The following is a 24,464-nucleotide window of genomic DNA, read 5'->3' on the forward strand; positions in this document are numbered from 1 at the left end:
CTGTCTATCATCTTCGCTGTTAGTTGCTTCTCGGAGGAATCAATGTTTAGCATGTTTAAAAAAGTCGATGTCGAGGTGTTTCCTGAGGTGGTGGGCAGTTTAGCTCATGACAGCAAGCCTTTAGCCGGTATTAAGCTAAAAAGAGGGTATAAATACTCTGGTGTGATGGAAGACATAGAGTGGGATTACACCACTACTGACGATGAAGGCAAATTTAGCTTTCCTGAAATCATTTATAGAACAAATCACCCTAATAAACCTTTTGCTGAAACGCGCGTTGCGCAAGCAATTAAAGTCGCAGAGGGAGACTATACAGACACTTTTTTGTGGTCAACAGTGACTAGAGGCGAGAAACACATATCTTATCTAGTCGAGCGATTAGCACAATTAGATTGTGACCTAGCTAATGAAGCCATTAGTCAAGAAATCATTGATGAAGAGTTCCCCAGCGGAGTTGTGCGATATCAGGTATTCAGTATTTGTAGCTGGCCTGAGCTGGAAAAATTAGAAATCGAGAAGCAAAAAAAATTCGGTGAATAGCAATAATAGTTAACAAGGAATGTTTATGACTCAATTAACCCCCAAATTAGCCTCCGAGCTGGCAGCTAAAGTGTACGATGTAATCGATTTAGACTTGGCACCCAACTTTGCTAATCCATACATTAAAAAACACTTTACATTCAACAATGTCGGTATAGGCAAAACTGGCGGGTTTATTTTCAATCGCCAGTCAGGTTTTGCGGCTATGGGGTTAGGCAAAGGACAATACCAAGGTGATGCTATCATAGCGATCCGCGGTACTGAATTTAGCTCTGCTGCGGACTGGTCTACTAATGCTCAAATTGGTTTAAGTGTCGGTGATGGCAGCCAAATAGTGCACGCTGGTTTTAATAATGCTTTTACTTCATTAAGACCGCAATTTGCGACTTTTTTAGATAAGTGGCGTACTTCAAATCCCGGTAAAGCAATTCATTTTGTCGGCCACAGTTTAGGTGGTGCAATAGCTTCACTCGCTGCGGACTGGGCATCTGTTAATAACTACGCTTCAAATATTAATTTATACACTTTTGGTTCTCCAAGAGTTGGACAACAAGGTTTTGCCACGGCTAACACTCATAGACTTAATCAAATTTACCGCTGCACCCACGGCGCAGATGTAGTGCCTAAAGTGCCTTTATGGCCTTTTATTCATGCGCCTTATCAAGGCGTTGAATATCGCTTAGATAACAGCCAAGGTTTGAGGGTTAGTGCTCATGGTATGGATCCTAAAGCTGGGGCCGAACCAGGTTATTTAGTCTCTGCAAACACTGAGCATTGGGGCCATTTACATGTTAAAGCTAGCGAATATTTAAAACCGGTAAAATTACGTTATGAAAACCGCAATCAAGCAAGCTATTCAGACCAGTGGAGTGACAAACTCAGCGCAGCATTAATTACGGTCTTAAAAGAGGCTGGATATTATGGCGCAATTGTAGCACAAGCAACGGCATCTTACGGTTTGACATTCTATGACCTTGTCGCCAAAACCCTTGAAAAAATTGCTGCTGCAGCAAGTTCTTTCGCCGACGATGTCAGAGGCCTACTCGGTCATATGTTGTCTTTTGCAGGAGCAGTCGTAACAACCGTAGTTGACTTAACTTTTGCCACTATACGAGCCATTTTCAATAAAATGCTTTCACGCTTACATAGCAGTGTTAAAGATGCGATTAAATCAGTACACAAGTAATAAAGACTAACAGAAATAACTAAAGGCCCATCCGCAACTTAATACTTATGCAGCGGCAGATAAACCTTATAAGCCGCCCTTAAGGCTCAATGTAAATTGAGCCTTAATCTTTTAAACCTAATAGCTGTTTATTTATAAACGTTGCCATTGTGTTTTAGCCAGCCGCTTTGGTGTTGTCCGCGTGGGTCGTGGTGAGTCCAATGGATGACGCCGCCTTTATTATTGAATTCATAAACGCCAAAGAACTCGACCGTATCGCCGACAGTTAATCCGTCTATGCGCGGGGCTAAATCAATATTATGGGCGACGAGTAAGGTACTGCCACTGGCTATTTTCAAAATAAACCGTTGGTGGCGACTGCCTTTTAGATCGTCGGCCAGTATTTTTATTACCTCACCTGAACCACCAACTTGAACATTACTTTGTTTATTCTCAATGGCGTTTTGTAATGCATTATCACTGTCAACGACATATCCAGCGTAAACGTTTTTTACAATTTGAGTGGTTTGAACCTTTTTATCTAAAAAACCAAATAATGCCAAGCCAAGTAAACAGATGACGACTATTTTTTTCATGGTTATCAAATCCTTTGTGATATTTACTTAAGTGAGACTAAGCGATAAACGGCTCAATTTAGTGTTGCTGTAATATCTTATTATGCTGAGTTAACAAGGTTTCCAACACATCAGGCGATACGCTAAAAATTTGCACTATATACTCACCAAAGCGAGAAGTCGTAGCTTGCTCGCCTTCATAGGTAATATGTAAGCCTAACTGCTTTAAGGTTTGTTGATCATAACTAAACAGCTGCGCATCTCTTTTCTCTTCCAATCCGGGCACCATACCTAAAATCGTCACCGCTTGGTTAACCTTCACCATCTGAAAAAAGTCATGCTCGGCTTGCTGCCACTGAGTTAAGAAGTCATCTGCTTCTTTGCGCAACATCTTGTTGGCTCGTTGTTTGTTAGAAGTGATCGGGACATAAATCGGTTGTAATGCACCACCATGCCAGCCTAATAGTCCACCATTTCTGACCGTGACATCATCACTGGCTGTAACAATGTAATTAGCACAAGACGATGCACAGGCCTTGTCTACCACCACCTTTAACTTGTACTCAAATACTAGCTCACCAAATCGAATTCCGGCAAATACATCGCCGCCACCACTATTGATGATCAGAGATTCTATTTTTGTGGGACTGTTCGTAATCAGTTGTTCAAATGAAGCGACATTCTCAGGTGTAATTTCGCCGTTATAAAGAATGGTGCTAGGTAATAGTGGGTCAATAGCCACACTGAAAGGTTCTTGCTGAGCTGCACATCCCATTAACGCTAGCAGTAAAGCGACAAGTAAATAACGCATTCATATTCCATCATGATGTTGAGTTTATAATAAATTATCATGAATAACTGATGTTGCTATAAAAATTTATACACTCATCAAAATAACGCATTAGATTATCTAGATTATGACCAACGGCCACTATCCTCAAGGCGCTTAACTCACTGCAGATAACAGCGCAAGATCCCCTACTGCACAGATAAAACGACCGAAATCCCAGTAATGCTTGTAAGCCCGGAACGACTTTGTAATTTCAATGCTGAGTTGCGTTTAGACTAGCCATAAAAAAACGCGAGTCATTGCCGCGTTTGTTATTACTTGAGTTCTGGCCGATCTAATGTCCAAAATCTATTTCAGCGATTCGAGCCATTGGTTGAATGATGATGCAGGCATAGCGCCTGATTGTTGGGCGATTGTTTTGCCTTGTTTAAATACCATCAGGGTGGGGATCGAGCGGATATTAAACTGCGCGGCTAAAGCTTGTTGCTCTTCGGTGTTGAGTTTTCCGAAACGGAATTTAGGCTCCCATGTTTTGGCGGCTTGGGTAAATACCGGCGCAAAGTTTTTACAAGGGCCGCACCAACTGGCCCAAAAGTCGACCACCAGTGGTAGTTCTGATTTGGTAGCATGGTGGCTAAAATTGGCGGCTGTCAGCTCAATCGGCACACCAACAAAAAGGTTTTGTTTGCACTTACCACAGGTTGGTTGTTGCTCAAGACGATCTTCAGGGACGCGATTTAAGGTATCGCAATGGGGGCAAGCTATGATCATGGTTAGTCCTTATCCACTTCATTATTGAGACTATTCAATCATAAACCTAGTTGGTGTGTTAAACGAATAATCGTTTAATTTATTATATTATGGCCTGCGGCCACTAACGCTTAAGTTCGCAAGGTTCCACCCTGCACGGGCTAATTCATTTATGGCCTGCGGCCACCAACGTCGTGGCGCTTCCCCCACACCAGACCAAGAGGAAACCAACGGCAGTTCCCTCTTTATTCTTTATAAAAGAATTGGCCCAGCCGCCTCGCAACATTTTTCCTAATGACTTAAATAACAGCAGCGAAAAGTCGCCATGGGGATCGATCTAGCTTTTGACTTCGTTTGTAATCGGCTTCGGCCTTATTCGAAAATGCTAAGTTGAATTTATCCATTTTCAAGCAAGGAATTTATGGACACAAACGAACTAATGATTTGGTTTTTAGCTCGTAAGAGATGATTAAGAAAAGTATCGCAATCAGTTATGCGCCCCTAAAAATGGGCAATGAATCATCTTCAACAAGAACGTTTACTCTGACCCACTAAATTTATGTGGACGCAGTAATGCAGTTAATTAAGCATCTAGACGATTGTGAAAAAATAGATAAACATTTACGCCAGCAGATTCGGAACTTGTATTTATGAGGTCTTTACAAGATAAGCCTCAACAAGTGACATTTACAGTAAAACCCATCAAACGACCGTGATAATGTAACGTTTTCAAGGTAAACGGTTAACTTAGATTACGGTGCTGTTGAGCCTACGATCTATTTACAAATCACCTCGTAATGCCTGTATTTGTCCTCGCAGCCTTAATATCCCCACCCAGTTTCATTTGAATGTCTGTAAAAGCGCTTGATGCTTGGAATGAGCTAAAACAAGCAAGCAATAAAATTACATGCCTATGCACTTGGCTCAGTAAGAATGTATTGGCGTGTGAATGATTGCCAAATTTAACAATCTGTTAGGTATTTCTCTTTCCATTTGTCTACGATTGAACCGATAACAGAACTCGCTCAGGTATTCTTGTAGGTACTTTCCTGAAACACCATGGAATGTCCCAAGTAAAAATGCTTTTAAGTTACCAATGGCAATATGAACCCAAGGCAGCCATTCATCAACAAGCTCACTGGGGGTAACCCTCGCTTCATGTTGTTGAGTTTTATCTATAATGTTCAACGCAGGTAAACCGTCTGTATGCACTTTTTGCTGTCTCGTTAAGTGTTTGGCAACGAACTGTTCAACACTATCATGGCAAACGCTATTCACAGCCTGCATAGCAATAAATCCAGCTCTTTTTCCTTTGCTTTCAACGGCAACTAAAACAGGTGTTTTACCTCCAGCTCCACGTCCACGCTTGCCCTTGCTTTTGCCACCCACTAACGCATCATCAATTTCAATGACCCCTGACAGTCTATATAAGCTGTCTCTATGGCCCATAGCTGTTCTCAGCTTGCTTAATATCAAACGTGCCGTTCGCCAATTAACTTCAATGTGCTTGCTCAGTCTTAATGCTGAAATACTGCCTTTATCTGAGCCTAAAAAGTAGATAGCCCAAAACCACTTAGTGATAGGAATACGGCTACCGTGGAATAATGTGTCTGCTGTGACCGATGTTTGTTTATGACATTGACTGCATTCATATAAATTGCGGGTTGTAAGCTCATAGGCATGCTCACAAGAGCATCTAGGGCAAACAAAACCATTAGGCCATCTCATTTTCTTAATGTGATTTAAGCAATCAATTTCAGCGCTGAATTGACGTTGCCATTCAAAAAAACTCGTTTCAGGCATTTTCATAGCAAATCTCACTTCTAGTCTTGATTTATACTATAAGAATAAGCCAAAACTGACTCAGATGCATAGGCATGTAAAATTAAGACAGGCATTCTAAAATTAGAACCCATTGGTTACTTGTATGGTGTTGCGATCCTGACGCATGGGGGAGTTCAAAACACAACAATATCGATTAGCTCACACTGATATGTTCAGTAATACCGTTTCAGCTCGTATCTTTAAATGAATTTCTTTGATATGTTTTATTGTAAGCAGAGTCGCACTATGATTTATTTCAGGAGGGAGTGTGAGGAGATCACTTTTATTGTTTGTTGCCTTTAGTCTAATACCCATATCTTCTGTCTATGGAAAAGAATTAAAACTTGCCGTGGTACCTAAATTTAATAGTGTTTTTTTTGATCAAAGCAAAGCTGGCTGTATAGATGCTGCGGCTCAAATAAAAGGCGTTGAATGCATATATCGGGGACCAGATATAAGTAATGTTAGGATGCAAGATCAGGTAATAAATCAACTGATTGATGAAGGTATAGATGGTATCGCTGTAGCCGTTACACAATCTAAATATCTCGTTAAAAATAGCCTCAAGAGAGCTAAAGAAGCAGGTATCCCGATTATTACCTATGACTCTGATATTGATGCTTCAATCAACGAAGACCCTAATAGTTTACGCCTAGCCTATATAGGCACTGACAATATTGAATTGGGTAAGTCATTAGGTGAAGAGTTAAAAAAACTTCGGCCCAATGGGGGAACGCTAATAATGCAATCTGGGCGACGAGATTCTCCCAATCTGAATTTAAGACTGATGGGGGTCCGTTCCGCATTATCGGGAAAAAAATACGATGTACCTCCTGGAGAATTGCTTAATAACGATTTGGGATGGACTGAAGTTAGAGAACCTTTCTTTAATTTTGATCAACTGGCTCAATCTGTTATTCAAATGGAGTCTGTAATGAAAGGTAGGCCTGTAAAAGCAGACTCTTTTATTGCTGTTGGTGGTTGGCCGCAAAATGACCAAGCACTTTACCGTAAAATGATTGCCCCGTATCAGGCAAAAATTAATAACAACGAGGTCATCATTGTTATTACTAATACATCCTCTGAACAATTAACTATGTTGGAAGATAATCTTGTTCATATCAATATTGGTCAAGCCCCATATGAAATGGGAAGACAAGCCATTTTGACACTGTATAAAATTGTAACAGAACAAAAATATGACAGAATAATTTACACACCTATCACATTTTGCACACCAGAGAACGTTGATACATGTACCAAGGTTTCGGGATTGTAATCATATTTAAACAGCATGGTATAAAAGCTAACGAATAATTATTTATAATACTTTCCAAATATCTTTTGGACAAAAGTGAGTTTGAGGTATTAATTAACTCAGCTTACTTGGTATTGGTTTAGCTTGATTTATAACGTCGCTTCATTTGAACTTATTGCCTGCAGCATGTGAGCTACAGGACGTAGTAAATGTCGCGATCACAGGGATATGAAAGAGTGACCTTAGTGCAGATGATTAAGCGAGACGCCAGCTCTTGATTTTAAAATCAGCATCCCTGTGGGCTTAACCAAAACATCCCTGTTTTGAATACTCGCTGACTCATCTACACCTGTAATTTAACTCTCTTCGATTTAGCCGCATAGTTGTCTATAGATGAAAGCTAAATAGGAAAAGCTCAAATCTAATTAGATGACTTATTTTGGGGCAAAGACGTGTTTCAAGGTGACCTAGTGAATGACCGTAAATTGCACAGAATTACTAAATCTCTACTACGTTCTGCCCTTGATAATGTTAAAATCTCCGCATCAGAATTACCGAGAAACTCAATGTTTATCCATCATGTTAACGGCATCGACTGGCTAGTGATCACAGCTTTTGAAGAACTGAAAACTATGTTTATCGAAGAAGCCGGTACGATACCCTCTTGCTTCTCTACCGCCAGCGAATTGAACCTGGTTGATCAAGCAAAGCGAACTTATAGATATTTGCCTACTCTCAGAGGCGTAATCACCGATATCGGCACATATCAAAGACAGGGTAACGAAGAAGATTTGAACCCACAGCTTGCCTGCTTAGTTGAGGGGCTTGGTCGAGTATTTATCTATCACGGCGGCTTTGTAGCTTTTGTGGATGACGAGCAAACCTTTATTACCCGAATAGACTGAAAATTATTCAGTAAGTTGAAATCGGCGAATTGGCATCCCTAGCAAGGAATGGGGCATAAATGATTTGCATACCTTGCTGCATTGGTGTGATGCAACTCTGAACTTGAGGACGTTGAAGAAAATAGCGTGAGCCTGACATGGATGTCAGGCTAGCTTTCGTTGGCCAAGGATGGCCTATCGGAAGCGTTAGCATTTTCGAATAAGTCCGAAGCAGGCTTCAAATGAAGTTAAAAGCTGGATCAATCCCCATGGCGACCTTTTCGCTGTTCAGAAAATGTTGCGGGGCGGCTGGGAGTTCCAAGAGGGAATAGCCGTTGATTTCCTCTTGGTCTGGTGTGGGTGAAGCGCCACGACGTTAGTGGCCGCAGGCCATAGCTTAAAAACACTTTGGGGCAAAAATGAGTTAGTAATACTGTCTTAAAAGGTATTGATTCAACTCTGAACTTAAGAACGTTGAAGACTCTTTATAACAGAATGCGTGAGCCTGACAGGCCTTTCTCGCACATCTGACCTATATGGATATTGGAAAGTCGGCAACATCATTGATCATGTCCTTCAAGGCATTCAGGCATCCTGCCTATCAGAATCAGGCTAGCTTACGCGGTACAGGTCGATTGGCATCTAACCGATATGGATATGGGAAAAATGAGTTAAACAAGTATTTACGTTGGAGTTAAAACAACGGAATTGGCGTGTAAGATCCAATCCCGTTTTTCACTTCTTGGTGCTTATCTGCTAAGCGCTGGCGTGCGTGTAGGGATCAGGCGCTTGCTGCCTGTAGCCTCAAATGCACCCGCAAACCTCAGCAGGTTGTTGTCGTCATAAGCACGGCCCGCGAAAGTTAACCCTACAGGCATGCCAATATCGGCCATTGCCCCCATCGGCACAGTAACCGTTGGTACACCTAAGTGGCGAATAGCAAGGTTGCCGTTAGCGACCCAAATACCGTTGCTCCAAGCGATGTCGGCGGAGGCTGGATTAACATGCGCATCTGCTGGACCCACGTCAGCCATGGTTGGAAACAGCACTGCATCGAGTTTGAGTTCGTCCATCCAGTCTTCCAGATCCAGCTTGCGAGTCTTCTCTAAGCCGCGCAGACCATCCGGTATGCTGTCGATTTGGTTATACGACTTGAGACCTCTTTTGGCCATATTGACGTACTCATCCATGCCAGCAGCAAGATCGCCCTCACGGTTCGGCAAGGTGCCAAGATCGTGCGGGAAAATCAAATGCCCATTAACGTCAGCTAATTTGTTCAGTTTAGGGTCATTGTTGGCACGCAAGAATTCATCTAAAGCCCACCCCGATAGTGCCCATAGCTCATCATCAAGAAACTCAGGTGTGACTAAGCCACGGTTAAATACCGTCGGCGCACCAGGCCGGTCACCTTCACAGTTAGAAACCAGCGGGAAGTCCACTTCAATCACTTCGGCTCCGGCAGATTCCAGTGCTTTGCGTGCCGCTTCCCAGAGGTCGATCACCGATGATCGAGTATTGATGCGCTGACCGGTCGGGCCTCCGATACCGGGGTTTTCGCTAGTGCCAGCCAATTCATCCTTGTTAATGAACATGCGTGGCACCCCGAAACGCTTGCCTTTAAGCGTGTCAGCTTGGGCGGCAAGATCCAGATAAGAGTCTGGACGAACTGTTGATGCTTTTGGGATCTCGACCCAAGGTTGTAGACGCCATAGGTCGCCACGGGTGATAGGGTCGTCTGCCACGATAACGTCAAGAACTTCGAGCATGTCGGCAATAGTACGGGTATAAGGCACCACTACATCCATGGTCGGTGTCAACGGCCAGTTGCCGCGCACAGAAATTACCCCCCGTGACGGGGTATAGGCGCACAGACCGTTATTTGATGCAGGTCCACGACCGCTCGACCATGTCTCTTCGGCTAGACCGAAAGCAGAATAGCTTGCGGCGGTCCCAGTACCCGCGCCATTGGAAGAACCAGAGGCGAAGGGAGCTGTAAGGTAGTTAGCATTGTATGGGCTTTCGGCGCGACCGTAGTGACCACGCTGCATACCACCATTGGCCATAGGTGGCATGTTGGTTTTACCTAAACAAATGGCACCCGCTTCGCGCAGACGTTCAACGGCAAAGGCATCGTATTGAGCAATCAAATCCTTAAACGCTGGGCTGCCCGAAGCCGCAGTGAGCCCCTTAACAAGATAGCTGTCCTTGGTGGTATAGGGAATACCATCGAGTGGGCTAAGTGTTTCACATTGAGCTCGGCGTGCATCAGAAGCCTCAGCTTCCTTGATCGCATCTGGATTGTGAACCACCAGCGCATTCAGCTTGGTCTCTGTCGCTGGGCCGTCGTAAGCATCAACCCGTGCGAGATAAGACTTCACCAGTTCAACCGCTGTGGTGCGACCGGATTCGAGCGCTGTACGCAGCTCGGCAATAGAAACCTCAGTGACTTCGAACATGTTTCGACCTCTTATTGAAAGCCAATTGTGTTAAAACAACAGTGACATACATGGTCATTGTGTTCTCCTTAGTTTTTACTTACTGTCCAGAGGGGATCTGTTGGGTGATGCAATGGATGTTACCACCACCTAATAAGATCTCGCGGGCAGGTACTCCGACAATTTCATACTCGGGGAAAATCTCCTGCAATTTTTGTGCAGCGATATCGTCAGTTGCAGGGTCGAGTAGTGGAAAAACGATACGATTGTTGGTAATTAAAAAGTTCGCATAAGAACCCGCTAAGCGTTCACCCGCCGTGCGTGGAACACCAGTCCCCTCAGTTACGCCTTGCGCTTCCTCTGCTGTGCAATACAAAGGACCTGGCTGTGGTAATAAATGGATTGTTAATTTACGGCCTTGTGCATCCACAGTATTTTGTAAAATATCCAAAGCGGCTTTTGAACGAGGATACTGCGGATCGGTTTGATCATCAGTCCAGTGTAAAACCACTTCGCCTGGGCGAGCAAAACAGCAAATATTATCAATATGTCCGTCGGTCTCATCCATGTACACACCTTCTGGCAACCAGATAAACTGCTGCACATTTAAATAATCACACAGTAATGCTTCTATTTGTTCACGATTAAGATCTGGGTTGCGATTGCTGTTAAGCAAACATTCAGCCGTCGTCATGCAGGTGCCTTCACCATCGACATGAATTGAGCCACCTTCGAGGATCAACTGAGCCTGATAACGCTCAAAACCATGCTGCGTGAGCATCTGTTGTGCGACTTGCTCGTCCTTATCCCATGGAGAGTACAACCCCCCGTTATGACCGCCCCAGGCATTAAAGCCCCAATCAACACCACGGCATTCGCCTTTGGCATTCACTACTACAGTCGGCCCTGTATCGCGAGCCCAGCAATCGTTGCTATCTATTTCGACCAACGTAACGTGGGAAGGCATAACCGTCTTGGCTTGAGTCAAAAATTCCTTAGGTACCCCCATATAAACAGGGGTAGCAGCACCAATGGCATCGGCCACTTTAGCAAAGGTTGCCTGAGCATAAGCCCCTGCAGAGCGCCAGTTATCAGGACGATATGGCCAAATCATCCACACAGCTTGCTGCGGCGCCCATTCGGCGGGCATGCTAAAACCATCTTGAGATGGTTTAGTGGTTAACTGCGTGGCATCCACATTCATGTTTGTCATGAGTTTTGTCTCCGGTAATGCTGAAAAACTATAAGGGAGTGCGCCCTAACATAGGACGACAGAATAAAAATACGCCTAACATTAATCAAATGAATAAATCGAATTACCACATTCATCACGCAAATAGTTAGGCCGAAATTGCCACGTCTACACTAGGTGAGCTTTAGCTTCGATGAAATATCACTGTATATCATATCATTTAAGACTACTTGCGCTAAATACTTGTATGCAGGTGATAGATAAAAATTTATACGGTAAAAAGCTTGCAAGTTTATTGCAAGCTAGATTAAGTGCAATCACAAAATGGGCCAAAAACGAGTGAGATTTATTGACTTAAAAATGGACAAATTCAACTCTGAACTTGAGGACGTTGAAGACTCTTTATAAAAGAATGCGTGAGCCTGACAGGCCTTTCTAGGACATCTGACCTATATGGATATTGGAAATATCATAGTGATGTTGGCAACATCATTGACCATATACTCCAAGGCATCCGGCTTATCAGATGTGGGCTTAGCTTTCGAGGTACAGGTCGCTCATTGGCATCTGACCCATATGGACATGGGGAATGTCATTTGATGTCGGCAACATTATTGACCATGCCACCACGACATTCGTGAATCCATTCACATCAGATCCCCATCGGAAGCGTTAGCATTTTCACTCTTTATTATAAGATTGGCCGAGGCTGGATTCAAATGCGATTAAAAGCTGGAACAATCCCCATGGCGACTTTTCGCATCGGTTATTTAAGTAAATAAGGAAAATGTCGCGGGGCGGCTGGGCCAATTTTTTCATAAAGAGTAAAGAGTAAAGAGGGAACTGCCGTTGGTTTCCTCTTGGTCTGGTGTGGGTGAAGCGCCACCACGTTAGTCGCCGTAGGCCATAAAGGTGTTAGCCGTTAGAGGCCGCAGGCCATAAGTAAAACAGCAACTCTGTGGATGACCACTGACTAATTAACACCCTGTAATCACCGTCGTAATAACCGCTTCACCTGTAACCTTCCAATGATATTGGAAATAACAATTCGTCGCGATAACCTCTGTCGACGTTGGCTCGGCTGCAGCCAACACACCTTTTGGTGCAGCAGCTACCGCATAACTGCCACTTGATGCATAAATTCGATAAGCCCAGTCATTCACATCAAGCCCAGCGGCTTCAAATATTTCCGGTGCTAAAGTATAATTGGCAGTAAAACTGGTGTTAGCGGCATTGGACGCTGCGGCCCAAGGTTGATAATTACTGCCTTTGACACCAGAGAACTCAACCGTATCGGAAATGGCCTTGCCTGATGTGAGCGTTTTCGCTTTAAATAACGAAACGGCCGTTTTCATCGACCCTGTTACACCTTTGATAGCGGCAATATGGGCATCTTTTTTTAAATTGATAAATTTAGGTGCCGCAACAACAGCCAAAATACCTAAAATGATAATCACTACCACCAGCTCTATAAGCGTGAAACCCGATTGGCGGGAACCTGTTGTTAATGTACTCATACAACGAATGCCCTTTGACACAGTCATTGACCGCGCAGTTTGTATAAATTGAGTAAGAAGATTATGTTTCAGTGACTATTTTCAGTGTCCATATTTAAGTGTCCATATTTAAGTGTCCATATTTAACTGACTGTATTTAGCTGACTGTATTTAACTGACTGTATTTAACTGACTGTATTCCAATGATTATTTTAACCCTCTATTTAGCCGTAATTACAGAGACTTTTACGCTGATGTTAATAGTTTCGAGCCAAGTGTGTTGTTTAATCTACCAATCTAAGGCAGCGGATCAAAATAACACACTACCGTTTCGGCTCACAACTATTACAGCAATGACAAGATTAATAAATCCACAGTATTTAAACCTTCAGTCGCCACATATCAAAAGCTTCTTGGCAAAGCTGCTGTCTAAATTTTGGATGGGCGATGTCGATAAGTGCTCGAGCTCGCTCGCGCAATGACTTACCCCGCAAATAAGCCGTTCCATATTCGGTGACAATATAATGCACATGTGCACGGGTAGTCACCACGCCAGCCCCTGGGGATAATACAGTGGCAATGCGCGAAACGGTGCCATTGGAAGCGGTACTTGGCAGTGCAATAACCGATCGCCCACCTTCAGACAGTCCGGCGCCGCGGATAAAGTCCATTTGCCCGCCTACACCTGAATAAATTTGAGTGCCCAGTGAATCGGCACACACTTGGCCTGATATATCGACCTGTAACGCGGAGTTTATTGCCATTACATTAGGGTTTTTACGAATAATGGCAGTGTCATTGACCTGCTCAATATCCATAAATATCACCGACGGATTGTCATCAACATAGTCGTAAAGTCGTTGGCTGCCCAACGCAAAACCAGTGACAACTTTACCGGGATGTACTTTCTTACGGCTGTTATTGATGACTCCAAGTTCAACCAGATTAAGCACCCCATCTGAAAATAGTTCGGTGTGTACGCCCAAATCTTTGTGCTCGGTTAAGCACGACAGCACCGCATCTGGGATAGCACCTATGCCCATCTGTAAGCAAGCGCCATCAGGCACCAGTTTTGCTACATGCTGGCCGATGGCTAAACTAATGGCATCGCTTGGGGCTAATAGATGTTGTGGTAACGGCTTGCTCTGTTCATACACAGCAGCCAGCTGATTATAATGAATAAAACCATCACCATGGGTGCGAGGCATCATAGGGTTAATATGGGCAATGATCCGCCCCGCCATTTGGCACGCCGCTAAGGTTGCCTCAACCGATATGCCTAAAGAGCAGATACCGTGTTTATCGGGTGGCGACACTTGAATGATGGCGGTATCGATGTGCTGTTCGCCGGAACGAAACAACTTGGGCACCTCAGAGAGAAAAATCGGAACATAATCGGCATCACCTTGTTGTAACAGCGACCGCGTGGGTGAACCAGTAAAAAAGCAACGATGGCGAATATGTTCTTTTAAACGGGGATCACTGAGCGATTCAGCTCCCTCGGTATGCAGCTGTAATAATGTTAAGCCATGCTTAGTTAGCGCATGTTCGGCTAATGCATCGAGCAACAATGTTGGCGTAGCGCCCATGGAGTGTGTCCATAAGGTTTCACCGCTTTCAATTAAGGATACGGCCTCTAAAGCACTGCTACAAATAATTGGTTTCATTAATATTACTCAAGGTAATTAAGCTATTTGTAGTGTAAGCGGTAAATTAATCCGTTAATAGCATTGGCCTTTGTAACATTGATCTAACACAAAAGAGTAGCGTAATTGAGACATTGCAGGGCATTTTTTATTCAGCGAGCATTGAGTAGGAGTATTAAGCAAGAGTATTAAGCAAGAGTATTAAGCGGGATCATTTTGTTGGAGCAATCCCTATAACCCCCTTTGGGTTTGTGATTGTAAATGTCGCGCTGAAAAATACGCCGGAGGCCAATATGACACTGTATGGCACTGATAGGTGGGGCGGGGAAATATATGACCAAAACAGCTGAGGCCACTCATTTATAAACAATATTGCGAGGTGTCTGTTGAGCCCATTTGAGCCATGACGCAGTTGGAGGCTTGCGATATTTATTTACTGTGGCCCAAGGCCAGCCTATTAATTTAAGCAAGCTTAATGTAAACCAGGTTCGTTCAAACGAGGTTTACATTAACCAATAAACAGGATTAAGCACAGTGTTTATACGCCAACGCGGGCATGTTTAGTGTTAGCTTTCGTTTCAACATAAGCTTGGTAACGGCCAGGTTTATGATTAACCGCAATTAACACATTTAACGCAATTGCACCCATCACTGACAATAACACCAACTCAAAAGGAAACAGCAACAGCGAAGAGCTTAAAATTATCGTATCAATTAGCAAGCCAAAGTTACCGGCACGAATTGAATACTTGTTTTGTAAGTAAAGTGCCAAAATGCCTAAACCGCCTAAGCTCGACTTATGTCTGAACATAATCAACACACCGACCCCGATCAACATACCGCCGACTACCGCTGCAAATAATGGATGGACATTATCGATATGAATAAACATCGGCATATAATCCGTCATTAGCGAGACTATTGTCACCGAAATGAAGGTATTGATGGTGAAACGCTTAGAAAGCTGAGTCCAAGCGATATAGTAAAAAGGCACATTGATTAAGAAAAATAACACCCCAAAACTTAACGATGTCAGATGCATCCCAATAATCGCTAAACCTGCGGTACCACCAGTAATAAGCTGATTACTGTTAAACAGAGTCACGCCAAAAGACACCATTACACCGGCACAAAACAAAGCCATAATGTCTTCGTAAAATCGGTGTGTTGGAAATTGCATGCGATTTGCCATCCTGTAGTGAGTAGCGGTTAGTTATTAGCAACCTAGTGATTACATCATGCTGCCAATGCACTGGCCATTGTGCAGTGCTATAAAACAGCAACATATTAAGGGCGCGCAGTGTACCGAATCAACTTGGATTAAACAGTTAGCTAAATGAGACAAATGCTGCGATTTTTGCCATGAGTGTTCACTCAGATTTACGACTTTAGGCACTTTGGTAAACGAAGTGTTTATTAATTGTTACAGTATCGATTAAGCTGGGGTCTAAGAGATGCGCTTGATCAAACTTCAGCCGAATATTAGCACTGTATAAATAGACGTAAAAGTTAACCGCGGCAACGATTCTAGACAACCTTAAGTAATCAATTGCTGCCACTTAAGCATGACATGGTTTGGCCAACATAACCTCGGTTTGGGATAATAAACGGCTTTGAATCAACCCTTGTCTGTTACCAAAAAAAGGCATAAATGGCAGTATAAATAAAGCTCAGACTTAAGCCATGCCCTCCCCCAATAACATTGAGGCCATAGAAGATAATTAACTCCGAAAGTAATGCTAACGACCTGTGGGCTTAGGCGCACATTTACCCATATGCAGGGAGTAAAACCTCCATGATGCCTGGAATATCATGGACTGAGACAGCGCAACTTATCGACCAAGAAATGACAACTTATTGGCGAAGGTGTAACAGCGCGGCTAAGTCACTTCACATATGTAGTCGGGTAAATTGTCGCTGTAACCGATCAAAAATCATCACTCAGCATAATATTGACCGTGCCCATCACCGCGAAACCATTAACTTGACTAATGATTAAACGCTCAACATAACGACACAAGCAAAACAAACTGGTAACTATAGCCTTACAAATCAAACAATTAATTAAAACCTTGATCAAAAAATTCATTATCGAGCACAATTATTTTTTATACTGACTAAAATTGAATAATCAATCTTGGTAGTAAGCTGGTCATACTGAGTTAAACCGATAACGATATGCTGTCTATCTGCTTAATTAAATAGTGAAAAATGGCAATAAGCTCAATTAAACACCACACAACTAAGCGCGATAATGTTGACTAACCTGCAGATAAACATAACCCTTTTTATAACATTCTCGACTGCTAAAAAGGAATATTTGCAGATTAAATCAGCAACAAATTAAGTTGATCAACATCACAGTTCCCATTTGAGAAGTCCTATAACAATCGAGAATATGCATGTTTATATCATTATGTTACCGTGGCGCAATGCTAAATTAGCCTATACACAAGAAAATTAGTCAATAAAAATTAGTTATTACAATCAAGTAAATGAGCCTAAATCGGGCGGCAACTAACCCGGCGTCTGATTTTCCCCTTAAGACAAACTGAGGTGAAATATGGATATATCTAACACGTCGCGCCGGACCTTTATTAAGCAATGTGTGATTGGTGGAGTCGCCGTTTATTCAGCGCCTTTACTGTGGGAAATGAGTCGGGCCAATGCGTCTATCGTTTCTCCTGAACTGGCAGCCCAATGGCAAACTCAGATTAATGGTCAATCCAAACCCAAGTTTCGCAACGATGGCATAGCCAAAGTGACAGGCCAAAAAGTCTATGGCCGAGACTACCGCGCAATGGACATGGCAGGCTGGCCAAAACAGCAAGGCTACGCTTTTATCTTGCGCGCCGCCGATGCATCCCATGTTTATCAAGGATTTTCCCTCGACCACCTCCCGGCTTCGGCTAAACCCTATAAAGTGATCACTGCGGCGGATCTTATTCGCGACAAGGTTAAGCTGCCCGAGTTTTACGGTGACAATATGTTACTGCCAGAGGGACAAACCGCAGATTATCTTGGTCATGCGGTTGCGATATTATTATTCGATAGTTTTCCTGCATTTAAACAAGCTAAGTCATTGTTGCAGTTCGATAATACCTTATTGCGCTTTGGTGAAAAAACGCCCTTTGTGTCAGACACTAAAGACCCTTATGCCAGCTGGCGTCTTATTCGGGTTGAAGGCGAAAATGGTGCCCGTGAAGATACTTATAGCCCACTACACGATGGACTATTTTTCCCCAGCGTTAAGCACCACAAACCGGTATGGTCAGGTGATGCTAATGCTCAAGGCTCGGTTTCTGAGCGCGGGCTGTATTATGCTGGCGAGATAGAAAAACAGATTGCGAGTGCCAAAGCAGATCAACAGTGGCAAGTATTAGAGCGCGAATATCGCACCCAAATCATCGACCCGATGATGATGGAACCAGAAGCCTTTAACGGCTGGTTTGATGCTGCTAGCCAAACCTTCCATACGGTTATCACCTCGCAATCTCCACAAGACTTTCAAGAGATGGCCGTACACATGCTGTCATCTGGGCCACTGGCGGGCAAGGTTAAACATCTAGTGGTGCATTCGCCTTATATTGGCGGCGGTTTTGGCGCCAAAGATCATTCGATATTTCCTTATTATGGCGTGCTCGCAGCCATTTATGCCACCGGCCCTGTGCGCTTAGCCAATGACCGCTTTGAACAATTTCAATCAGGTCTTAAGCGTCACCCTTTCACGATGAAGAGTCGCTTAGCCGTCGATAAAGCGACCCTAAAAATCCAAGCATTAACCTCACAGATGACCGTCGATGGTGGCGGTCGAGTCAATTTTAGCCCGTCGGTGACCTCCGTTGGGGCGACGGCGATTCAAAGTATTTACTACACGCCACGCAATGATATTATCGCCACAGCCTATGCATCACGTAACCCAGATGCAGGCTCGATGCGCGGTTATGGCACGTTGCAATCGATGACGGCAATGGAGGGCATGATCCACGAAATGGCAGCCGAGTTAGATGTTGATCCGTTTAAACTGCGCGCGGCTAACGTGATGGAGTCTGGGCAGCGTAATACCCAAGGCGCTATCCCCAATGGCACCCTAAGATATCGTGAAATGCTCGACATGGCAGAACAAGACCCTGTGTGGCAAAACCGCGCAGCCAATAAGACTCGTTATGAGGCTAAATACCCTGGCATGCGTTATGGCGTAGGCTTTGGCATTGCCACAAAAGATTATGGTACAGGTGCGGCGGCGCCAAGTGCGGCGGTTAGATTATCTAAAGACGGTAAAATAACCCTGGATATCGGCTTTATCGAAATGGGCACTGGTACCCAAACATCTCAAGCCGTGATCGTCAGCGATGCCTTAGGCAACTTTGCCCATGAGGTAAACCTCGCCAAGATAGACATCTGGGATGCCATGCAATTAGTGCAAACCGACAATCCTTATATTATTTCACAGCAACGTCAAGATGAAATGACGGCTAATCCACGTTGGACGCCAGTAAAAGCCATGGCATCGTCGGCGTCTATGTCGGCCTATTACCAAAGCCATGTGACCCGCATTGCCGCCGAGATTATCTATCGCCACGGACTCTGGCCTGCGGCTGTGTCTATTTGGAACGAGTTGTATTTTAACACCCCAATGGGCGCAACCAATCTCAATCACGCTCGCGACGGCCGCTGGGTCGACGGTAAACTTACCGCTATGGGCTTCCCGCCACTGGCGATCGATATTCTCGCTAAACGCGCCCACGACATGGGCTTAGTGGTTGGCGTAATGGGCCATGCCTTTAATCGCTGGGCTTGGGCCGAAGCTGATTTTGAGATCCTTGGCACCAAAGAACGCATTGCACTGGATGCGTTGGCGCTGCAATACGGCCAAAGTAATCAATATCATGGCAATGCTGCTCGCCAAGCCAGTATGAATTCTAATGGTTATCACTTAATCGACCGTCAAGCTATGCGCTACCCTAAGGCCGAGCTTAATAATGCCATGGTGACTTACTATGCCCCGTGCGCAACCTTGGTTGAAGTGGCGGTAAATGAAGGCAATGGTGAAGTCACACTGCTGAGCTCTCATACTTGGTTAGAAGCCGGTAAAGTGATTGTGAATGAGTTAGTTGAAGGCCAAATTCAAGGCGGTCTTGCCATGGGGATTGGCCATGCTCTGCATGAGGAATTACCGCCATTTGAAGCAGGGGCAGGTAATGGTACTTGGAACCTCAATCGTTATAAGGTGCCGTTAGCAAGGCATGTTGGCGTTTGGAGCCAGAGACATACCATCTTAGCGCCATTATCCGAAACAGATCCGAATCGCGGCATTGCCGAGGTGGTGATGATCCCTGTCGTTTCCGCACTGGTTGAGGCCGTTTATCAGGCTACCGCAGTGCGCTTTTACGAATTACCAATAACAGCGAAAAAAATTAAGGAGGCCATGGCATGAGCCAGTCAATTGAACTAACTATTAATAACCAAGCCGTTGGCCCGATTGAAGTCGGCGATGGCGTCATGATGATTGAATTCTTGCATGAATATTTAAACCTTACCGGCACTAAGTTTGGCTGCGGCGCAGGTGTATGCCATGCCTGCACTGTGATAGTTGACGACAACCTAGGAGTGAGTGAGGTTGTACGTACTTGCATCAATGGTGTCGAGCGTTTCAATGGCAAACATATCCGCACAGTAGAAGGTCATGCCAAGCAGAACGCCCAAGGCGAGATCACCGCGCTTAGCCCTGTGCAACAAGCCTTTTTGGAACATTTCTCGTTTCAATGTGGTTGGTGTACCTCTGGCTTTGTCAATGAATCGACCGCACTGCTAGAACGACTTGAGCGTAAACCTATCGCCAAAGATCAAGTTGAACACGTAATAGAAGAGGCCTTGAGTGAACACGTATGCCGCTGCACTGGCTATGTAAAATATTATGCGGCGATGAAAGATTTGATCCTCAAGACTGAGGGGCTAACCCTGTCATGAAACCATCATATTTGAGTTATTTAGCTCGCTTTAACAAGGCTCGACATCAGCTAAGTCAGGATCTATTACTAACCTTGGGTTTGAGTTTATTGGCATTTTCCTGCAGTGCTGCCAATGACGCAGGCGAAGGCGCAATAGAACGTGGCGCTTATTTGATGAAGATAGGCGACTGTGTGGCCTGCCATACGAGTGTTGGTGGCCGTGAATTAACCGGTGGATTGCCGTTCGAAACCCCGTTTGGGGCGGTGTATTCGACCAATATCACCCCAGACAAAGATACCGGTATTGGTCAATACAGCTATGATGACTTTTTTGATGCCATGCATCATGGTGTCGGCATTAACGGCAATCTGTATCCTGCGATGCCCTACACTTCTTATAGTCTGTTAACGAATGAAGATACTAAAGCGATTTACGCCTATTTGATGAGCACTAAACCCATCAAGCAAGCTAATCTCGACAATGATGTCTCTTTCCCCTTTAACGTACGATTTGGCCTCAAGGCATGGAATTTAGTCGCCCACGATGCCGAGGTATTTGCCCCTAAGCAAGACAAGAGTGAATCTTGGAACCGCGGTAATTACTTAGTCAATGCTTTAGGCCATTGTGCTGAATGTCACACTCCAAGAGACAGCCTATTTGCCATGGAGCAAGACAAACACTTTCAAGGTGCTGTCATTGAAGGGCTAGAGGCATCGGACATTACGCCAGCCGAGCTTAATCGACAAAATTGGACTCATGACGATTTAAAGTCTTTGTTTACTGAGGGTTATTCTCGCAAGGGCACCGTCTTTGGTGGCATGTATCCCGTGGTGTATCACAGCTTTAGTCATTTAACCGATACAGACATGTTTGCCGTTAGCAGTTACCTGCTCGATACCGACGAAAAGATCGAAGCGAAAGCGCTTACCTTTAACGGCCACCAGCGTGAACTGCCAGGATATAAGCTGTACATGGGATACTGCGCCGGTTGTCATGGTCAAAAAGGTGAGGGTCGACCTAATGTTGCTCCGGCAATGGCCGGTAACGCCACATTAGGTAAAGCTAGCCCACACAATATCGTTGCTGTGATGCTAAAAGGGATAAAGAGTCAACATTACAACACCACCACCAGCTTTTATGCCATGCCAGCTTATGCTGATAAGTTAAGCGACGAGCAGCTAAGAGATTTAGCCAACTATCTGCGAGTGACATGGAGTACTCAGCCAGGGGATCTAGATATGAACACTATCAATGATTTGAAAGAAGTGATATTCGAGCATGGTTAAGCGTTTGAATTATTGGTTTTGAATCATTGGTTTTGAATCATGTGGAAAATAGGTGTTACACAAAAGCCGACATCAAGTCGGCTTTTTATTTTAATAACGCTAGCGGTAAGCAAACTCTTGAGCAGTTATCGGCAAAGGGCAAAAATTCATTTTGGCTAAAGCCATGAATCTATACTAAGCCCGATTGACCTTGTAATGGCTTTCGCCTAACAAGATATTAGCCAAAAAGATTACAACACATCGTTAAGATCTTGTATTGCATCGATCACCATACCAGTACCTATGCTAATCAACAGCAAATCAGTACCCACACGGACAATCTTCTGCCCTTCTGGTGTGCGCCCTAGCTGAAGAGTCAGTGCTGGAGGCACATCATAGTACACAACATCCGCAGGCAAATGTTGACCTTTATGCCATTGCTTAACATTACCCGGTGGTTGGCAGCCATTGTGTTTCTTGGCTAACCCTGGAGGACAATGCTTAGCATCACGGGTGGTATAATAGTAATTTTTAATCACGACTTGGCGATCATTACTAAAATAGACCTCGTAGTTACTGTCATTGTGATGTTCATGCTTTTTTTGATGTTTTTCAGATTTGTGCTTGCCGCTATTACCGTGTGACTCGTGGTCTTTAGCAACACTTTGACCTGTAGAAAACACCATTAACGTGCTAAAAATGATAAGTGGTATTACATGGCGATTCATAAAATTGATTCCTTTGCGATTAAATAGGCGCTTGTCATAATGCTTAACGAGCGATAATGCCTTACCGATAAAAAAAACCAAATACGATTAGTGATACGGTTACTATAGGTGCAAATGTAGTCGTATTCAGCGCAATTGTCGACTCTAATTTATATTATCGATATCAGTGTTAAAACCCGCATCGGCGGCAACAAAAACCACCTCTGTTTTAGCCTTATATCATCCCTTAACTCATCCAAATCATATTCCGCAAAACAATAACAAAATAGCGGCACTTACTATAGTGAATAAGCCTTAATCTAGAAGCATGAGCGCCTAAAAACAAATCAAACCGTTGATTTAAAGTTAATTCACTTGAACACAGCAAAGCTAAATATTAATGGAATAACAAAATAACGAGACGATTGCGATATTGGCTCAAAACGGCTAATGAAAAAAAGCGGCAGCGACCCCTTTGGCGACCTTATCGTTTTGATAGCGCTTAGGAAAATGATGTGCGGCTGGGTCAGTTCTTCTATAATTATGTAGCGTATATAGAGTACAGAGGCAACAGCCATAAAAGAGAACCCTAACCGTTAACTTAACTTCATTGCAGCAAAATCTGGCCTGGGTAGCTTATCCAAAATACTGTATAAATACATCACCACCAAGGACAATATAGCGCCGATAATAAATAACCAATATCCACCGAGATGATCCAAAATAATCCCGCCACCCAATGGCGCAAACGCAAAGCCAATTTCATAAAATGATGCCGCGCCAAAATACGCACCACGCAAATGCTTAGGGGCTAGCCTGTCAATGTGCACATTCATAGTCGGGAACAAAATGGTTTCGGCTAGGCTTATGACAATAACGGCGCCAATCCAGCCCCAAAATAAATCGATAGGGTTATACGCTAACCAAACTTGTGAGCACACCAATAGTATCAGTCCAAACTGAATACGATGAACCAAACTATAGCCGGCCATTAATCTTAATAGTAAAAATTGGGTTGAGATGATCACCAATGCATTAGTAAAAATCATCGCTGAAATCAATGTCAGTAAATTAGGTGCATTCGCGCGGGTGAGGTATTGGATAAGCGAACTGTCCATTTGCGCATAAATGAACATACACAAAATATTGGCAACGATAAGACATTGGAGCAATTTATCCTGCTGTAAAATCGTTATTATTTGCTGCCGACTGATGAACGCAGGAATAAGCTCATCGGGCACCTGTTCTGTTGTCGATGGGATGGTTTGACAAGCTTGGTGCCTAAAGCCCCAAAATAACAATCCCAGCAATGCGGCAAAAGCGGCGGCAGTAATGTAAAAGCTCGATTGTTTTCCGGTTAAGCCTAACCACACACCTAACATTGGGCCGACAGCGCAGCCTACGTTAACGACGAAATACAATGACTGCATCGCCAGTTCACGAGTTTTAGGGTCATCAATGATGTCACCAATAGTAGCAGACGTGAGTGGTCGCCATAACGAGGTGGCAATCGAACACAGTGTCATCACCACCACATAGCCTTTGACTGAATCAACTTGTGCCAGCAATGAAAACGAGATGATATAAAGCACACCCGTAAGATACATTAGCTTGTGGCGACCGATCCGGTCAGACAATGCACTCCCCATAAAACTGGTAAATACCGAAATAATCGCTGCACTCGACAGTACTAAGCCTACTTCAGTGGCGGTTAAGGCAAATTTTTCATACAAGATAACAGCCAAAAAGGGCCACACCATGTAATAACTGCCACGGGTAATAAATGACCCAAACAATAATATCCACATTAATCGTGGAAATTGCTTAAACCGCGCTAAAGAAACATCGCTATGCACTTTTTATCCTTAAAGAGTGATGCTGTAATTGAATGTGACAGACTGAATTGATTGAATTTTTAATAACCAATCGTATAGGTATTAAGGTTATTGGGCCACTCGTTATTTAATGATTGCTGATTTACCTTC

At 43.9% G+C, this 24,464-nt stretch carries 18 protein-coding genes; 7 read left to right on the plus strand and 11 right to left on the minus strand.

Features of this window, described 5'->3' with window-relative positions; translation table 11 throughout:
- Nucleotides 1–42: 42 nt before the first annotated feature.
- Both EGC80_RS22135 and EGC80_RS22140 read left to right on the plus strand, forming a co-directional pair.
- On the plus strand, nt 43–540 hold the full coding sequence (locus EGC80_RS22135; protein ID WP_124013677.1) for a DUF6795 domain-containing protein: 498 nt from the start codon (nt 43–45) through the stop codon (nt 538–540).
- A gap of 25 nt (nt 541–565) precedes the next feature.
- Nucleotides 566–1,726: a lipase family protein gene (locus EGC80_RS22140; RefSeq protein WP_124013676.1), complete on the plus strand. Its 1,161-nt coding sequence runs from the start codon at nt 566–568 to the stop codon at nt 1,724–1,726.
- A 128-nt stretch (nt 1,727–1,854) separates the two neighbouring features.
- Here EGC80_RS22140 and EGC80_RS22145 read toward each other — a convergent pair whose 3' ends face one another.
- The 4 genes from EGC80_RS22145 to EGC80_RS22160 all read right to left on the minus strand — a co-directional run bounded on the left by EGC80_RS22145 (nt 1,855) and on the right by EGC80_RS22160 (nt 5,629).
- Nucleotides 1,855–2,301, minus strand: a complete 447-nt coding sequence (locus EGC80_RS22145) for a DUF3465 domain-containing protein (RefSeq protein ID WP_124013675.1) — start codon at nt 2,299–2,301, stop codon at nt 1,855–1,857.
- Between the two features lie 58 nt (nt 2,302–2,359).
- Nucleotides 2,360–3,091, minus strand: coding sequence for a Clp protease/crotonase-like domain-containing protein (locus EGC80_RS22150; protein ID WP_124013674.1), 732 nt, complete (start codon nt 3,089–3,091; stop codon nt 2,360–2,362).
- 327 nt (nt 3,092–3,418) lie between these two features.
- A complete protein-coding gene (trxC, locus tag EGC80_RS22155; RefSeq protein ID WP_124013673.1) occupies nt 3,419–3,841 on the minus strand; it encodes a thioredoxin TrxC in 423 nt (140 codons plus the stop codon).
- A gap of 903 nt (nt 3,842–4,744) precedes the next feature.
- Nucleotides 4,745–5,629, minus strand: a complete 885-nt coding sequence (locus tag EGC80_RS22160; RefSeq protein ID WP_124013548.1) for an IS1595 family transposase — start codon at nt 5,627–5,629, stop codon at nt 4,745–4,747.
- A 283-nt stretch (nt 5,630–5,912) separates the two neighbouring features.
- Here EGC80_RS22160 and EGC80_RS22165 point away from each other — a divergent pair, with 283 nt between their 5' ends.
- Nucleotides 5,913–6,923: a substrate-binding domain-containing protein gene (locus tag EGC80_RS22165; RefSeq protein WP_124013672.1), complete on the plus strand. Its 1,011-nt coding sequence runs from the start codon at nt 5,913–5,915 to the stop codon at nt 6,921–6,923.
- Nucleotides 6,924–7,468: 545 nt separating this feature from the next.
- Nucleotides 7,469–7,807: a cytosolic protein gene (locus EGC80_RS22170; protein ID WP_124013705.1), complete on the plus strand. Its 339-nt coding sequence runs from the start codon at nt 7,469–7,471 to the stop codon at nt 7,805–7,807.
- A gap of 728 nt (nt 7,808–8,535) precedes the next feature.
- Here EGC80_RS22170 and EGC80_RS22175 read toward each other — a convergent pair.
- The 5 genes from EGC80_RS22175 to EGC80_RS22195 form a co-directional block, all read right to left on the minus strand.
- Nucleotides 8,536–10,242 carry an amidase gene (locus EGC80_RS22175; protein WP_124013671.1) on the minus strand — a complete coding sequence of 569 codons (1,707 nt, stop codon included), beginning with the start codon at nt 10,240–10,242 and terminating at the stop codon, nt 8,536–8,538.
- Between the two features lie 79 nt (nt 10,243–10,321).
- The gene (gene aguA, locus EGC80_RS22180; RefSeq protein WP_124013670.1) at nt 10,322–11,434 is read right to left on the minus strand and encodes an agmatine deiminase; all 1,113 of its coding nucleotides are present in this window, start codon (nt 11,432–11,434) and stop codon (nt 10,322–10,324) included.
- Between the two features lie 956 nt (nt 11,435–12,390).
- Complete coding sequence (locus EGC80_RS22185) at nt 12,391–12,930, minus strand: type II secretion system protein (protein WP_124013669.1); 540 nt, start codon at nt 12,928–12,930, stop codon at nt 12,391–12,393.
- A 359-nt stretch (nt 12,931–13,289) separates the two neighbouring features.
- The gene (locus tag EGC80_RS22190) at nt 13,290–14,576 is read right to left on the minus strand and encodes an acetyl-CoA hydrolase/transferase family protein (protein WP_124013668.1); all 1,287 of its coding nucleotides are present in this window, start codon (nt 14,574–14,576) and stop codon (nt 13,290–13,292) included.
- A gap of 517 nt (nt 14,577–15,093) precedes the next feature.
- Entirely contained in the window at nt 15,094–15,735 is a 642-nt protein-coding gene (locus EGC80_RS22195) for a YitT family protein (RefSeq protein WP_101032633.1), read from the minus strand.
- 1,383 nt (nt 15,736–17,118) lie between these two features.
- Here EGC80_RS22195 and EGC80_RS22200 point away from each other — a divergent pair.
- The 3 genes from EGC80_RS22200 to EGC80_RS22210 are packed head-to-tail and all read left to right on the plus strand — an operon-like array spanning nt 17,119 to nt 21,793.
- A complete protein-coding gene (locus tag EGC80_RS22200) occupies nt 17,119–19,992 on the plus strand; it encodes a xanthine dehydrogenase family protein molybdopterin-binding subunit (RefSeq protein ID WP_124013667.1) in 2,874 nt (957 codons plus the stop codon).
- Complete coding sequence (locus EGC80_RS22205) at nt 19,989–20,525, plus strand: (2Fe-2S)-binding protein (RefSeq protein WP_101032635.1); 537 nt, start codon at nt 19,989–19,991, stop codon at nt 20,523–20,525. Before EGC80_RS22200 ends, EGC80_RS22205 begins: the two co-directional genes overlap by 4 nt.
- The gene (locus tag EGC80_RS22210) at nt 20,522–21,793 is read left to right on the plus strand and encodes a c-type cytochrome (RefSeq protein WP_124013666.1); all 1,272 of its coding nucleotides are present in this window, start codon (nt 20,522–20,524) and stop codon (nt 21,791–21,793) included. Before EGC80_RS22205 ends, EGC80_RS22210 begins: the two co-directional genes overlap by 4 nt.
- 230 nt (nt 21,794–22,023) lie before the next feature.
- On the opposite strand, the gene EGC80_RS22215 is transcribed toward EGC80_RS22210, so the two are convergent.
- Both EGC80_RS22215 and EGC80_RS22220 read right to left on the minus strand, forming a co-directional pair.
- Nucleotides 22,024–22,500 (minus strand): hypothetical protein, encoded by a 477-nt coding sequence (locus EGC80_RS22215; RefSeq protein WP_124013665.1) that lies wholly within the window; start codon nt 22,498–22,500, stop codon nt 22,024–22,026.
- Between the two features lie 575 nt (nt 22,501–23,075).
- Nucleotides 23,076–24,335, minus strand: coding sequence for an MFS transporter (locus EGC80_RS22220; protein ID WP_124013664.1), 1,260 nt, complete (start codon nt 24,333–24,335; stop codon nt 23,076–23,078).
- Nucleotides 24,336–24,464: the final 129 nt, after the last annotated feature.

The sequence above is a fragment of the Shewanella psychromarinicola genome, from assembly GCF_003855155.1.
Lineage (GTDB): Bacteria > Pseudomonadota > Gammaproteobacteria > Enterobacterales > Shewanellaceae > Shewanella > Shewanella psychromarinicola.